Genomic DNA, 14,703 nt, shown 5'->3' with positions numbered 1-14,703 from the left:
TATAATTTGAAAATACAGCACTTATTTTATTTATTAGTTTTCACTCTTTTTTTATCGTGTAATGATGATATCTCCGACGAAAAATTCCGAAATGAAAATTATGTTTTTTATCAAGAAGATGGAAGAGCGGGAAAATGGTTAAAAATTAGTGAAACTGAACAACAAGATTTAGGAAAATCAAAATCAACGTATTTTTTCCCAAACGGAGATGTATATGCTGAAATGGAAGTTTTGGATAGTTTCCCAAATAGAGTAGTAAAATATTATAATAAGAATAAGAACCTTAATCGTGTAACAACATTTAAATCGGACTCAATAGTTAGTAAAGTATTCCAAGATGGCCTATGCCGCATTTATCACCCTAATATTATCAAACTTAAAGCTGTTGGTACTATTAAAAACAATATGCGTCAAGGCGTTTGGAAATTTTACAGAGAAGATGGAAAAACAATAAGAGAAATTTCAGAATACATTAATGACACTTTACACGGCAACATTCAAGTATATTGGGAAAACAAAAATCTAAAAGAGAAAGCAATTTTTGTTAAAGGAAAATTATTTGGCGAATCATTTCATTACTATGAAACAGGAGAATTAGAATGTCAAGGTTTTCGAAAAAATGATAGTATTCATGGTATTATGAAAAAATTTTATAAAAACGGAGTTCTTAAGTCAAAAGAAAAATATTGGCATGGTCACATAACAGATACAAGTATCTATTTTTTTGATAACGAGAAAATAAGAAAGAAACTGATCACTCATCTTGATAAAACTACACTAAATTCAACAGGAAAAGGATTTGAGTATTATGAAGACGGCGTTTTAAAAGTCTTTTCTGAAGTTAAAAATCAAAAGTCACATGGCGATTTTAGATTGTATAATGAAAACGGAATTATGATTGAAAAATCTCAAAAAGTCAACAATAAACATCAAGGCTTTTTCACACTATATTATGATTCAGGCGTAAAAAAATTAAAGGGTTTTATTGATAATGAAGGTTATTATCACGGGAAACTAAAACACTTTAACGAAGATGGTAAGCTCTCAAAAATGTACACTTTCGATAATGGTACTGTATTAGACTCCATATTTTATTAAAAATACAATCTCTATATTTACTTTCATGAAGAATATATATAATCTGGAAGTATCACATTTTAAAAATAATATCGCTGATTTACTGGAAAGAAGTAAACGCGCATTGGTACTACTCAGAATTCCATATTCAAGCAATAAAGGTGATTTCTTTTTTTTAGAAGATGAAGATGATATAACAAACTTGATTAGCAACAGTAAGTCAGGATATTCATTAACAATATTCAAGTCTATTGACGTGTTAAATTCAGGAATTATCACAGAGAAATTTATCCAAACGACTCTAAAAATAGCATCTAAACATACCTTTGATCCAGAATTAATGGTTGTTTTTGATTCTTACAAAGATTATCAACGAAAAAGAGGTGCAGATTTGGAATTTGCAGAAAACATTGATGAATTACAAGAAATTTTGACTGAAAACCTTGGAAAGAAAATCACTCTAATTGTTGAGCCCATGTATTTTAATGAAGAAAATGAATTCCATTTATATATCGCTAACTCAGATGGAACTCCTAGTCAAAAAAATACATATTAAACACAATCAGCAGAAGATGTTTTACAGATTAACATATCAAATTAGAATTACTAATTGAGTTTTACTTACAGACACCTTATGCATACTGAGTTAACAAAATTAGGATACACAGAAAAATGGATTCGTTTTGGTCTTCTTGACCAAGATATTTTAACGAAACAAATCATTAGTTTTCAAAATGGAGATGATTCGAATACGGAACATTTTCGATATCAAACTTTTATAAATTGGCTAGAAACTAAAGCAGATGTAAACGATGTAGAAATTCAAAATTTTGTAGAATTGGCAGTAGAAGACAAAGATCAACTAATGGCAGGAAGTGCTATCGTGCAGCTTTTGAGACATCCCGAAATCACAGATAATCAATTTAAATTCATTTCAGAAAAACTTTCTACATTTGGTTCATGGACGAAAAAAGTGATAGAAAGAGAACAATTGAAAAGAAAGTCACAACATGAGTAAAACATATATTATAGGAGATATTCACGGATGTTACGATGAATTTATCGAACTGCTAGAGCAAATTGGAGTTAGCGATGACGATTTAGTTGTATCACTTGGCGACATTGTTGATAGAGGAAATAAATCATTAGAACTGTATCATTATTTTAAAAATCGTGAAAATGCTGTTGTGTTGATGGGAAATCATGAACGCAAGCATCTCAACGGAGTTTTAAGCTATTCGCAAGAAATTGTAAAAGTACAGTTTGGAGACGAATATGAAGATTTTCGCACATGGCTTCAAACACTTCCTTATTATTATGAAACTCCAGAAGCTATGATTGTTCATGCTTTTTTTGAACATGATAAAACGCTCTACGAACAGAAAGAAGAAGTATTGGCTGGAACAACTTCTGGAAGTCGCTTTTTGGAAAACAAATATGAAGAAGGCACGTATTGGTCCGATTATTACAAAGGCGAAAAACCAATAATTTATGGACATCATGTGGTTGGCGAAACTCCCAAAATAAAGAATAATACCTACGGAATAGATACTGGTGGGTGTCATGCAGGCATGCTTACTGCTGTAGAATTGCCTAGTTTTAGGATTCATCAAGTGAAAGTAAAAACCGATCATTGGGCAGCGCAACAATCAGACTGGCAAATTCCTGTACTAAAAGCAAAAGATTGGGAACATATGAAAATTGATCAAGTGTATCGCTTACTTGACAAACTGAGTTATAAAAACGAGCCTGAAATACAAGAGTTTTTAACTAAGCAACGTCTTTGGATTCAACAATTAGAAGATGTACGTATGACGATTCAATCAAAAATTGAGGCTTTAACAAAAGAGCTTATTGAAAAATATACAGAAAATTTTAATCAGGAAGTTGCAAAACTAAGTTATCGATCATTTGTATTTAAAGCAAAAGCAGGCACTTTGAGTTTAACTGATTTGGAGAAAACAGTATATACGCCACAAAAAATAATCGATTTGGCAAAAGAGTTAGATATTAAGCACATTCCAACACGAAACTAATACGATGATTCCAGATTTTTTATCTCAATATAAAGACGCATTAAAAAAACATGCAAGAAATAGTATTCTTATTTCAGAAGATGAAATTGGCACTTTAATTCCTGATGCTACAGCAATTACCCAAAGTAAATATTTAGGTCATTTTTTTATCCCAAAAACGATGACATTTCCAAAAGGAACTGATGGTAATTTTTTACTTCCTACCATTCAAATCAATTTTGAAGAGATTCCAGAGTTGACAGGTTTCCCTAACGAAGGTTTACTGCAAGTATTTTTACCGCAACATGCAAATTTTGACAAAGCAGATATTTGTATTCAGTACATTTCCAAAGAGCAATTGCAAGAACCACATATAACCGACTTTTCTTTTTTAACAGAAGAAATGTACCAACATCACTTCTTTAAAAATATATATAAGTTATCCTTTGAAAAAGATATATCTTGGGCAAGCGCAACTGATAGTCAGTACTTATTTCGCTGGGACGAAATTCCCGAAAACGAAACTTTAGCAGATTATTTAGAAGAGCTTTCTTGGGAAGATGAAGATGCGTATGATGACCTTTATGAACTCTTTACAGGTGATAGTATGGGAAGTAAAATTGGTGGATATGGATACTTTCCTAATGGAGATTTAAGAGCTATTAGTCATGATATCAAAGAGCATGTATTGTTGTTACAAATTGACGGAAGCGACGAAAACATTTTTAGTGAAGAACAAGATATTTACTTTCATCTCTTTATTTCAAAAACAGATTTGCTAAATAAAAATTTCAGCAATGTAATTGTAGACTGGCAGATTACAGATTAAAAACGTCTTTTCAACTATTTTTTAAACAAAGTTCAATCGAGAAGAAAATTTGAAATTGTATATGTTTTAGGTTTGTACTATATTTACTAGAGAAGCGATTCCCCATTTTACGCTACTATACGTAAAAACAAACCCGAATTTTAAATTAGTTTTAAGAAACCATATGCACTTTTCAGATTACATTATCACAGCTTTTATTCTTTTGGGAGCTTTCATTTTGTTGCTGAGTGCTGCGTACACGAAAAAGATATTTAACATCCTACCAAATAGTGAACTAAAAAACAATTGGAAAAAACTCCGTTTGTTAATGTTGTTGTTTTTTGTAGGATATTTAGCCGTAGCTACTGTCGTTATTTTGGGAAGAACTGAATTATTAGCATTTCTTTCGGGAGTGATCTTTTTTATGGGATCTTTGTTTGTTTTTATGGTAGTGAGAACTGGATTGGATAGTTTTAGAAAACTGAAAGAATTAAACCAAAACCTAGACGATACACAACTTAAAAATAAAGAACTAGAGCAGTTTGCCTACATTACTTCACATGATTTAAAAACGCCTATTAGAGGAATTTCAAGCTTGGCTTCTTTTATTAAGGAAGATTTAGAAGCAGGCGAAACGGATGATGTGTATGATCATTTGGAGACGATGCAAGGACGCGTGAAGCGACTTGAAAGTTTGATTGATGGTATTTTGCATTATTCAAAAATTGGAAAGATAATGCCCGAAGCTGTCGATTTGAATGCAATGATACGCGGTGATGCTAAAAATTATCAAGATCCTACGAAGGTAAAATTTATAAAAAAGAATACACTACCTATTATCACTGGAGATAAAATACAATTATCGCAAGTAGTTTCAAATTTGATTAGCAACGCGGTTAAGTATAACGATAAGGATGTTTGTGAAATTACGATTTCTAGTATTGAAAAAGCAAACTTTCACGAAATTACTTTTGCCGATAATGGTCCTGGAATTGCGCCTAAGTATCATCAAAAAATCTTTGAAGTATTTCAAACACTTAGTGAGAAAGACATGTATGAAAGTACCGGATTGGGACTTTCTATTGTAAAAAAGATTCTTGAAAAACATCAAGGAAGTATTCGCGTAGAATCTGATGGAAAACTAGGTACTAAGTTTATTATTAAATATCCGATAGAATTACAGCGCTAACTTAAAAAGTAAATTTCATTTCCTATTCTTCTAAAAATCGATATTTTTGGTATAATCATTTTTCATTCTACAAATGGTTAATATAAGATGAACCTCGTGATAAAGTACGCATATGATCTTTAGGAAAACATATAAAACTATTAATAGTGATTCTTTTCTTAAAAGGATTAAATCGACAATAATTGGCGAAGGTATGCTTCATGAAGGTAATATATACCTAATGGATTATGCAATACAGCATATGCCTAACGACGGTATCGTTCTTGAGATTGGTTCCTATGCTGGTTTATCTACGAATGTTATGTTGCACTTATTACATAAATATCATAAAAAACACACTTTTGTAGGTTGTGATGCATGGATTTATGAAGGTTTTAATGATCATACAGGAATCATTGAAAAACATATAGACGGAAAGCCTGATGTAAGCAGAACTGATTATGTAGCATATTTGAAAAATGCATTTATCAATGCAGCAACATTATTACATCCTAACACAAAACCCTATACTTGTCATCTTGCTTCTGATGCTTTTTTTGAAAAATGGAATGCTAATGATGTTTTTATAGATGTTTTTGACAGAACATTTAGCATTCAGCAAAAAATTTCCTTTTGCTATATTGATGGAGATCATTCATACGAACAAACTAAAAAAGATTTTGAAAATGTAGATTCAAAATTAAAAGTCAACGGATTTATTTTACTCGATGATTCTGCGAAACATTTGCAATTTGGAAGTTCGGATTTTATAAAAGAAATTAAAAAGAATGAGAAGTATGAAATCATAGATAACAACCCTAATTATCTGATTAAAAAAGTAAAAGAATAAAATAGGTACTTACTTCACTAAATACATCATTCCTTCTCCAAATAACCAACGATCATATTCATATTTTTGAATGATTTTTTGATCTTTCGTAGGCTTAAAAACTAAGATATATTCAGGTTTCACATTTTCCCACCATTTTTCTTCTTCTTCCGAAAAGAAATACCATGTTACATATTCTACGCCGCCTTGTATTTTATTTTTAGAAACTCCAGCGTCTAAAAGTTCATTGATAGCTATCCAACGAGTACGATTCCAAGATAAATGGTCGTGTACAGCACATATAGAAAACCAAGAAAGCAAACCTAGGAAAGCAAACGTACTATACTGAACTATTTTGTGAGGCACTTTTGAAGAATTTGCACCTAAAAATACGATCGCAATAGGAAATAACGGTAACAGATATCTATCATATACACCAACAATTAAAAATGGTGTCAAATACACTACATAAAATACAAACGACAAGATGACTAATGGTGAAACTTCTTTTTTCTTATATACAGAAATCACCAACATTCGAATATGAAATATCAAAGCTACACTCGAAAATACACCAAGCGCAGTTACTATTTGCCAAAATAATCGTGGTGCTCGTGGTTCAGGGCTTGTTGTGAAGTTTCCTGCATGATCTGCTAGTGTAGTTGGACCAACTCCAAAATCAATCCAAATGTTATCTAAACTAGGCAATACTTTATTATATCGCATCAAAATTGCCATAACAATAACCGTCCAAACTATTGTCCAAATTTTATAACCTTTAAACTTGTAACGACTTATATAGACAAGATGAATTGGCAGTACTAAAAAACCAATATATGCCATACATCTAAAGAAATAAGTAGCAAAAAGAATAATCAATTTTCTATCTACATTTTTGATGCTTTCTATCAATAAATTGAACTTCGTATTGTAACGATCTTGTAATAAATCGTTCGATTCCATGATGTATGAAAAGATCAATGAAAAAGTGATTAAAGCTAATAATGGTGTAATTGCTTTGAGTATGTTTTGAATGGTTCTTTTTTTAGCTAAAAGCATTGATAACAGCCAAACTACGGGAAAAACCCAAGCTAATTGGCGAATAGTAAATGCCCAATAACAGAAGAAGATTGCCCAAAGAACTGACCTCCAAGAATCTGTTTTGATTGCTTTTGCGAAGAAGTAAAATGTCCAAATTGTAACACAATAAAAAGGCACATCGGTCATGAATGAAAACGATAAGGATAGAAAAATCGGATTCATCATCGATAATAATACTCCAACCAAGGTAACCCAACGTGAAACATTGGCTAGTTTACAGAGTTCATAAATTCCAAGAATTGTGGCAAATCCCATGAATAAAGTTGACCAGCGTAATATGGTAAACGAGAAACCAAATATTTTCGTAAACAAAAAGCCCCAATAGACATGTCCGACCAAAGTCATTTCTCCCCAATTATAGAGTTTTAAATAACCGTTTTCTAGTAAGGTTTTTACAGATTTTCCATAACACCAATCGTCATTCAAAGGAAAATCACCTACGGGATTGATGATGAAAATAATCAATAACCATACTAGTAATAATCCTAATTGATCTTGGTATTTTTTTAGAATTTTGATCATTTTTTATAATAGGTAAAGTACGACTCTATGTGTTTTTTAGCAAAAGCGTTTCCTGCTTCGCTCCAATGTCCGTCGCAAGACAAAAACAATGCTTGGTATTCAGCTTCGGTAAAGTCATCCGTTTTTGGTAGCAAGTCTAAATATTCAACATTAATACTATTGCAAACTGCTTTGAGTTTTGAAGCCAAAGGATTTTTTTTGTGTTCTCGATAGGCTTTAATTTCTCTTTCAATTGGAATACTGTACACCATTACTGGACGATCTCCTGCCAATCGTTTTATTTCTTCTATTGAAAAGCGCATGCGATTAAATTGTTTTTCTGTAAAGTTAAAGTAACTTGGAATTTTTGACTCATCCAATAGTTTGTCATTTGGAATAGCTTTTATTTGTCGCATGACACGCAAATAACGATACATGTTGTACGAGTTTGTAAAGTTTTTTAATACTTTATGGGTAAAATTTTGTGCTCTAGGTTTTGCTTTAGATTTGTGAATACTATCTGTATGATATACCAATTCGTAGTTTGGATATGTACCTTTTAGAAACGGCTGATAACGATCACCTCCTACTTTTAAACTTACTTCGTAATCATCATCTATAAAATCATTGGAAGGTAAAATTCCAATTAAAACGGCTTCATGTGAATAGTTACTAGCCAATGTTTTGTACATCATCAAATATTGTGTTGGTCCAAAGTTTCCAGCCAAGCCAAAATTTAAATGCGGAATGTTTTTGTCTTTTTCAAGTAGATTTGTCAATCGATCTTCAACCTCAACACCAATTCCTTCTGTAAACGAATCGCCCAAAGTAACAACTCGTTTCGTTGTAGTATTAATTTCACGTTCTACATCACGTAGTCCTTCAGAATTGGTTTTATAAACTACATCGAAGCAGTATTTCTTTTGTCGATAGCTATCATTGGGTAAATGTAATGTTCCGAAATCTTCATTTAAATCGAACCAAAAATTCTGTGTGTTTTGAAGTGTGTAGGTTGGTAATTCGATCTTAATTTCTGCTGAACGAATATAAACTGCAAGCACAATTTCAAGTAATATAAATGTGATCCCGAAAATAACAATCAGGTTTTTTAACGGTTTGAAAATGTACTTTTTTAGCAAAATACTCTTGTTGTCAGTTGGTGTGATAGAAACAAATATACAGTCTCTACAAGAAGAATTTATACGAAAAAGAAAAAATATTATGTTCTTAGATCAAATACAAATGAAGTTACACATACTATTTGGTGAAATCATGCTAACAAAAAAGAGTGAAATACTACTTTGATAGTTATTTCACTCTTTTAGAAAAAATGCTTCTCCTTTATTACTTTTCTAGTAAAGCTTTTAATTTTTTATTTTCTTCTTTCAATGTTTTTACTTCTTTGTTAAGTTCAATCATGTATAATGTTAACTCTTCCACTTTCTGAAGTAATTTTGCGTCCATTTCACCTAACGAAATTCCACTTTCTTCAACTTCTGCTGCAGATGGAATATTTGTTAAATGTCCTTTTGTTTGAATTTGCGCTTCTACTTCTTCCAAAGTAGCTAAGTTATAGTCTTTAGTAAATACAAAATCAGGCCAGTCAGCTTGTAATTGAACTTTTATTTCTTCAGCAATTATTTTTCCACCGACAGCAAGTTTGTATCCTACTGGAGTGTCATTTACTCCTATAGAAACAGAACCTCCATTAATTCCAGAACCATGAACTTTTAGTGCATTTGTACCTCCAGAGATTGAAAATGAAGCATTTTGATCTAAGAATATTCCAGTTCCAAATGCTGTTCCTCCCATAAAAAATCTGTTAACAGCATTACCACTTTGTCCAAGTGTTAGAAATCCTCCATCAACATGGGCTAGTTGTAAAACCGAAACTTGATTGCCAAATGTTCCTATAAGACTATTGAGACCAACAGTTATATGCGGATCTGTTCCGTAAGAATACATAACTCCTTGATTGTCGTAATCGTGTTGTGCAAATGTTGCTAATGATAGCATTGCGAATAAAATTGATAGTGTGTATTTTTTCATTGTTGTATTTTTAAATTATTGATATTGTTTAATAAAATCTTCACTTACTAAAATATTATTTTATCTGTTTTTTTAAATTTAATACTAGTGAAAGTCATTTTTCAAAAGATTCGGGTACTTTTAACTCCCAATAATTCTCTGTTTTTTTTATAAATTGATAAAAAATGGGTTCTGTTGTTATTTTATCTTTAGGCAAGAACTTATCAATTCTTTCACACAATAAATGAGTGATAATTATTTCCATTTTATTATTTAAGAAGATTCTAGTAAAGTAATAATTTGATTCCAATGCAACTCTGACACTTCTATTGTAGAAATTATTGAACGATTTAAATATTTTTATCTTATGAATCTCATCAGTAGAGAATGTTATTATTTTCTCTCCTTTTTTCAAAGTAAACTCATCTTTTCTTATATAAAGAGTCATTCCCTTATTGTAATTTATATAATTTGAATACAAAAAAGATAACGGTAAAAGAAAAAGCAAAAACTGCCAAGACAAAGCAAAAATTAGTATGGACCAAAAAAAATCGTACGATCTTCGAACATATAGAACGACTAAAACAATTAGAATTGTCATTAAGATAGCAACAATTATATGATAGTATAAGTACCTCCTAATCTTATCTTTATTTATTTTAAATTTTTTCATGGATACAAATTTTATTTAAACATTGAAAAACCTCTGTGTAACCCTCCAATTGTGGTAGGTATTCGAGCTCCATTTTTCACAAGATATTCTCCAGTATCTCTAGCTGCATCAAAAACTATATACTCTACACCAGTCGCTCCAAAACCAACTAGAATTCCAATTCCTGGATGTATTTTCCCAGATGCCGTTGCTAGAGCATTCCCTACCAATCTAAATGCCAATCGTTCAGAAGTTATTTTCCCTTCATGATACAACGTAACATCATACACAGCTACTGCTACACTAGCTCCATCTCCAATATAAGCAAGTGTTCTACCTACATAAGTAAATTTCTTTGCCTTACTAAAAATTTTTGCTGTAGAAATTTTGGACTCGGTAACATCATGTACATCAACATATTGATTCCCTTTAAACTTAGAACTCCAAACTCTTTTTATACCTTTATATTCATGAACAAATTTACCCTCTGCAGCCGCATTAATTATTTGCTCGTGATTTTTATTAAACTTACTCACGAATTCGTCTGAAACCCATTTAGTAGTACTAATACCTGTATTGACTTTCCCTATCGGGTTACTAAAATCTACTCCTCTATCAACTGAATCTGTTGTATACTTAATCCCATCAGAAGGATTTCCTCCTATAACAACTTCATCTAATACAATTGTACCTTTCCCCATCCAAGCAAATTCTTTCGGACAATCAATTCCCACTGTACATCCTCCTGTAGGGTCAATTGAAATATTAGGTCTATTATCCATTCCCATATAAGGACTATGATACTGTCCTACAGGATCAGGGTTTGTCCATCTACCTATTCTTGCATCCCATAATCGCAATTGAAATGAATTAATACTTCCTTCCAATTTCTCTTCTTTTTCTGCATACTCACCCTGATAACCATATCTATAATTCCCTTCAATATTTCTGTTAGGTAACGGCATACCAAATGGGTAATAATCAGTTTTAGCTGTTAAGGATACTGCTTCACTTCCACTTTTAATAATAACTGCCCTTACATTACCCAAATGATCCGTTAATTGATAAGCGTCTAAGTCGCTTTGCCTAAAATGAATTCCTAATCTACTATTCCCATAAATTGGATGTTCTTCTATAATATTATTAGTGTATATAGCTACTGCGGTTCCATTCATATCTCTCACATAGTGTGTAACATTTTGTAAAACACCTCCATCACCAAAACTCTCTTTTCTTACTCTATGATTTTTATCATTATAATAAAGTTTTAATATTGGTTCATCCGTTGATACTTTTTTTATTTCTGTTAATAAGCCATTCGCTCTATATGTATACCTTACATCTTCTTGATTATTTTTCACCAATTGTCCTATCTCATTATATTCATAATTATTAGGACTTGTCTGTGTTTTTATATCATCAGCATTAGTTTCTTCTGTGATAGCATCTACCACTTGTTTTAACTGATTTGGTTTACTGGAGTCATATGTATACGATAATTCATCCATACGATTACTTCCGTTTTCAGTATTTTTATTACGATGTAAGGTTTGTATATTACCATTAGCATCATACGTTATATTTGACACTTGATAATCTGTAGCGTTATATAATCCGTCTGTCGCAGTTCCAATGACAGTATTAAATTCTGTTCCTAAAGCAGCTATTACATTTGCTCCTGGTAAGAAGTTTACTGAGTTACTTGCTGCTACAGTCTGATTTGGATCTGCAGTCGTATCTATAGTTACAGTTTCAGGCACTGTTACATTTATATTACCATTTCCATTAAAATTAGCTTCTGTCAACCAATTATCTCTATTATATTCATACGTATATTGCAATGGATTCTCTCCTGCATCCTGATCTACATTCCAAGTAATTCCTTTGATATTACCATTATATTGATTAGTTCCACCTGTTACTTGAGGAAATGTAGTTGTTCGTTGATAATCATTTGAAAAATAATCAATCGTCATTCCAAACATATCATTTGTGTTAGTTCCTGGATCATTAACCGATGATAAGCTAGGATGATTTATTGATTTTAATTGCCCTTCTAATGTATATACATAATCAATCTGTTGAATTCCTTCTGCTAATTGAATATTTTTTAGTTCTCCTGTCTCATAATATTGATATGTTGCATGTTCTACAAAAACCATATCGTCTGTAGAAGTTTCAACTTTTATAAGCCTATCATTAACAGAACCATAAGTGTATTTATGAATAAATCGTTCACTAGCTTCATGTTTTTGATAAACAACTTTATGCACATTACTGGTAATAGGATCATACTCATAATCAATTGTTTTTATTCCAAGTCCTGTTATATCCTGCACAACCCATTTCAAACGTCCATATACATCATAACTGTAATAGGATGTTGTTTGGTCATTTTGTGTTTTCACTACATTGCTTGATAAAAATGAAGGAGTCTGATAATCTATATGAAAAGCATTCAATTCTGAAGCATCAATAATATCATAGCTTACAAAATTCTGTTCTCTGTAATTAGTAGCTATAAAATTTTCAATATCTGCATCTAAAATTGAAAAATTTCCCATTGCTACTCCACTTTCTATTGGTCTTCCTAATTCATCATAATTTGTATAAGAGAATTCATTAACCAACACTTGTTTCGTATTTTGAGAAAAGCGGAGTTGACCATCAGCTCTATACTTAAAATTTGTAGCTCCTTCATCTGGACTTGAAGACGAAATCAACCTTCTTAAAGCATTATAAGTCAATGTACTTCCCATGCTATGTTCGGGATTTTCTTGAATAGTTGACAAACAGGAATCATTGAACCCTAAAGGTTGTGTTGACTTTATAAGCATTCCTGTATCATCATAATAATTAAGAGCATAATCATAGTAATTTACGGGGTAACGTATTCCTTTTCCATTTGAAACAATTCCACCTTCATCAGTAATATATGCTTTATTTTCATCTGTTGTAGTATTCAATTGTAGTCGATAAAAATTCCCTCCTGACATCGAAGTTACTGTTTCTTCTGTTTGTAAATCATAAATAGTATAATCACTTATCACGCTATTTTCGAAGGATATCTGAGTATTTGTTATATTTTTAGGCACATGAACATCTATATATCCCTGTTCTCCTACTAAAGCTAATACTTCATAATTTGTAATTCCTCCAGAACGTGCTCCTGCTAATGCTTTCCCTTCCGAATCCATAAACACAACATTCTCATTTCCTTTTTCATCAATAGTTATTGTCTTGAAAGCTTTTAAAATAACCTCCTTCCCATTTACTGTTTCTTCGCCTTTAAAAGCATTCTTTCCAAAAACATAATATAATTCTTGAGTTGCAGGAACTGTATATGAAAAACTCCGTGGTAAATTATTATCTAATTGCCTTCCTCCTTCTATCTTTAAAGCGGCCCCTGGAGTCAACTTGCTGTATGTCGTTTTCGCAAATGGATAATCTGTTATATCTTGAAAAGGTTCATTTGTATTATTTGTACTGTAATACCATCCCGTGGATTCTTCTTGTTTACCTACTACTTCTGGCGTAGTGTTTTCCCAATCTATATTTGTATAAGGAGTTCCATCTACTTTTTTAGTAAAATCTGACTTATATGTGTATTCCAAACCAAGTAAATTTGCTGGAGAAGAAGATGTTGTAAAAGCTGGACGACCTTCAGAATCATATTGGACTTCTGATATCCATCTTTTTCCTGTTTTTAAATCAAAACTTTGTTTTTGTATTCCTCTACCTAATTCATCCGAATATGAAATTCCTGATCCTTTTAAGTTCCCATTTACATCAAAAGAACAATTAGATATCCAATTTTTATCAGAACTCTCTAATCCTGTTACACATGGATAATATAAAGGACTAAAGTCAAGACCTTGAAATTCATATTTGAATCCAAAATATTGCCCTGTGTTTGTTTGAAAAGAAAGATTATAATCAATAGTAGTATCTGTTAAAGTCGTAGTCGCAAAAACAACTCCATTATATTTAAAATTAATAGTAGAAGCTCCTACTTTTTCCATTATTAATTCTGCATTAACAACATCCGAAAGTGTTAGATTAAGAACACTAGCTATTGTTGTCATTGACATTGATGTCCCTCTTTGTGCAACAATTTGATACTTATCGCCCCCTATTGTAATTCCTGTAGCTTTTCTTTGAGGTCTGATTGCTATAATAAAATCATCACTCTGAAAAGTAAACTCTGAAGTAGAAATTGGTTTTAATGATACTCTCAAATTTAAATCACTTGACGGATTTGACAATGTTATTCCTCCAGGAGAACTTGAAAACTCAGAGATACTAAATACTTTTATATAACTAGATGTTGTAGATGAAAGTAACCTATTCAAAGATTTTATTTCACTATCTCCTTCTATATTAGAATACATATAGTTTTCTCCAGGGAATATTGTTTGCTCATGTAATGTAAAATTATTATTTGTTCCCCAGGTCATATTCTGAGTGAATCCAAAATGAATTGATCCCAAGACTAATACTATAAATAATATGCTTTTTTTCATT

11 protein-coding genes are annotated in these 14,703 nt (G+C 31.5%); 7 read left to right on the top strand and 4 right to left on the bottom strand.

What is annotated here, in order from left to right; all coding sequences use genetic code 11:
• Positions 1-6: 6 nt before the first annotated feature.
• The 7 genes from ACOQOS_RS17305 (at position 7) to ACOQOS_RS17275 (ending at position 5,918) form a co-directional block, all read left to right on the top strand.
• Entirely contained in the window at positions 7-1,098 is a 1,092-nt protein-coding gene (locus ACOQOS_RS17305; protein ID WP_420571728.1) for a toxin-antitoxin system YwqK family antitoxin, read from the top strand.
• A gap of 25 nt (positions 1,099-1,123) precedes the next feature.
• On the top strand, positions 1,124-1,633 hold the full coding sequence (locus ACOQOS_RS17300) for a hypothetical protein (RefSeq protein WP_420571727.1): 510 nt from the start codon (positions 1,124-1,126) through the stop codon (positions 1,631-1,633).
• Positions 1,634-1,711: 78 nt separating this feature from the next.
• Positions 1,712-2,095: a hypothetical protein gene (locus tag ACOQOS_RS17295; protein WP_420571726.1), complete on the top strand. Its 384-nt coding sequence runs from the start codon at positions 1,712-1,714 to the stop codon at positions 2,093-2,095.
• The gene (locus ACOQOS_RS17290; protein ID WP_420571725.1) at positions 2,088-3,113 is read left to right on the top strand and encodes a metallophosphoesterase; all 1,026 of its coding nucleotides are present in this window, start codon (positions 2,088-2,090) and stop codon (positions 3,111-3,113) included. Before ACOQOS_RS17295 ends, ACOQOS_RS17290 begins: the two co-directional genes overlap by 8 nt.
• Before the next feature lie 4 nt (positions 3,114-3,117).
• The gene (locus tag ACOQOS_RS17285; RefSeq protein ID WP_420571724.1) at positions 3,118-3,921 is read left to right on the top strand and encodes a DUF1963 domain-containing protein; all 804 of its coding nucleotides are present in this window, start codon (positions 3,118-3,120) and stop codon (positions 3,919-3,921) included.
• A 163-nt stretch (positions 3,922-4,084) separates the two neighbouring features.
• On the top strand, positions 4,085-5,089 hold the full coding sequence (locus tag ACOQOS_RS17280) for a sensor histidine kinase (RefSeq protein WP_420571723.1): 1,005 nt from the start codon (positions 4,085-4,087) through the stop codon (positions 5,087-5,089).
• 220 nt (positions 5,090-5,309) lie between these two features.
• Complete coding sequence (locus ACOQOS_RS17275; RefSeq protein WP_420571722.1) at positions 5,310-5,918, top strand: class I SAM-dependent methyltransferase; 609 nt, start codon at positions 5,310-5,312, stop codon at positions 5,916-5,918.
• 9 nt (positions 5,919-5,927) lie between these two features.
• Here the strand turns inward: ACOQOS_RS17275 and ACOQOS_RS17270 are convergent, their stop codons facing one another.
• The 4 genes from ACOQOS_RS17270 to ACOQOS_RS17255 all read right to left on the bottom strand — a co-directional run bounded on the left by ACOQOS_RS17270 (position 5,928) and on the right by ACOQOS_RS17255 (position 14,702).
• Positions 5,928-7,520 (bottom strand): glycosyltransferase family 39 protein, encoded by a 1,593-nt coding sequence (locus ACOQOS_RS17270; protein ID WP_420571721.1) that lies wholly within the window; start codon positions 7,518-7,520, stop codon positions 5,928-5,930.
• Complete coding sequence (locus tag ACOQOS_RS17265) at positions 7,517-8,560, bottom strand: hypothetical protein (RefSeq protein WP_420571720.1); 1,044 nt, start codon at positions 8,558-8,560, stop codon at positions 7,517-7,519. Before ACOQOS_RS17265 ends, ACOQOS_RS17270 begins: the two co-directional genes overlap by 4 nt.
• Positions 8,561-8,843: 283 nt before the next feature.
• Positions 8,844-9,548, bottom strand: a complete 705-nt coding sequence (locus tag ACOQOS_RS17260; protein WP_420571719.1) for a hypothetical protein — start codon at positions 9,546-9,548, stop codon at positions 8,844-8,846.
• 663 nt (positions 9,549-10,211) lie between these two features.
• Complete coding sequence (locus tag ACOQOS_RS17255) at positions 10,212-14,702, bottom strand: RHS repeat domain-containing protein (RefSeq protein ID WP_420571718.1); 4,491 nt, start codon at positions 14,700-14,702, stop codon at positions 10,212-10,214.
• Between the last annotated feature and the right edge of the window lies 1 nt (position 14,703).

This window comes from Kordia sp. (assembly GCF_965224175.1).
Taxonomy (GTDB): Bacteria; Bacteroidota; Bacteroidia; order Flavobacteriales; family Flavobacteriaceae; genus Kordia.
The sequence above is the reverse complement of the archived record's forward strand: the minus strand, read 5'-3'. Positions and strand labels throughout refer to the sequence as shown.

What these genes read in the sequence shown, in the direction of transcription:
- ACOQOS_RS17300 (WP_420571727.1), top strand. Translation starts at nt 1,124, where the DNA reads ATGAAGAATATATATAATCTGGAAGTATCACATTTTAAAAATAATATC.
- ACOQOS_RS17295 (WP_420571726.1), top strand. Translation starts at nt 1,712, where the DNA reads ATGCATACTGAGTTAACAAAATTAGGATACACAGAAAAATGGATTCGT.
- ACOQOS_RS17290 (WP_420571725.1), top strand. Translation starts at nt 2,088, where the DNA reads ATGAGTAAAACATATATTATAGGAGATATTCACGGATGTTACGATGAA.
- ACOQOS_RS17285 (WP_420571724.1), top strand. Translation starts at nt 3,118, where the DNA reads ATGATTCCAGATTTTTTATCTCAATATAAAGACGCATTAAAAAAACAT.
- ACOQOS_RS17280 (WP_420571723.1), top strand. Translation starts at nt 4,085, where the DNA reads ATGCACTTTTCAGATTACATTATCACAGCTTTTATTCTTTTGGGAGCT.
- ACOQOS_RS17275 (WP_420571722.1), top strand. Translation starts at nt 5,310, where the DNA reads ATGGATTATGCAATACAGCATATGCCTAACGACGGTATCGTTCTTGAG.
- ACOQOS_RS17270 (WP_420571721.1), bottom strand. Translation starts at nt 7,520, where the DNA reads ATGATCAAAATTCTAAAAAAATACCAAGATCAATTAGGATTATTACTA.
- ACOQOS_RS17260 (WP_420571719.1), bottom strand. Translation starts at nt 9,548, where the DNA reads ATGAAAAAATACACACTATCAATTTTATTCGCAATGCTATCATTAGCA.
- ACOQOS_RS17255 (WP_420571718.1), bottom strand. Translation starts at nt 14,702, where the DNA reads ATGAAAAAAAGCATATTATTTATAGTATTAGTCTTGGGATCAATTCAT.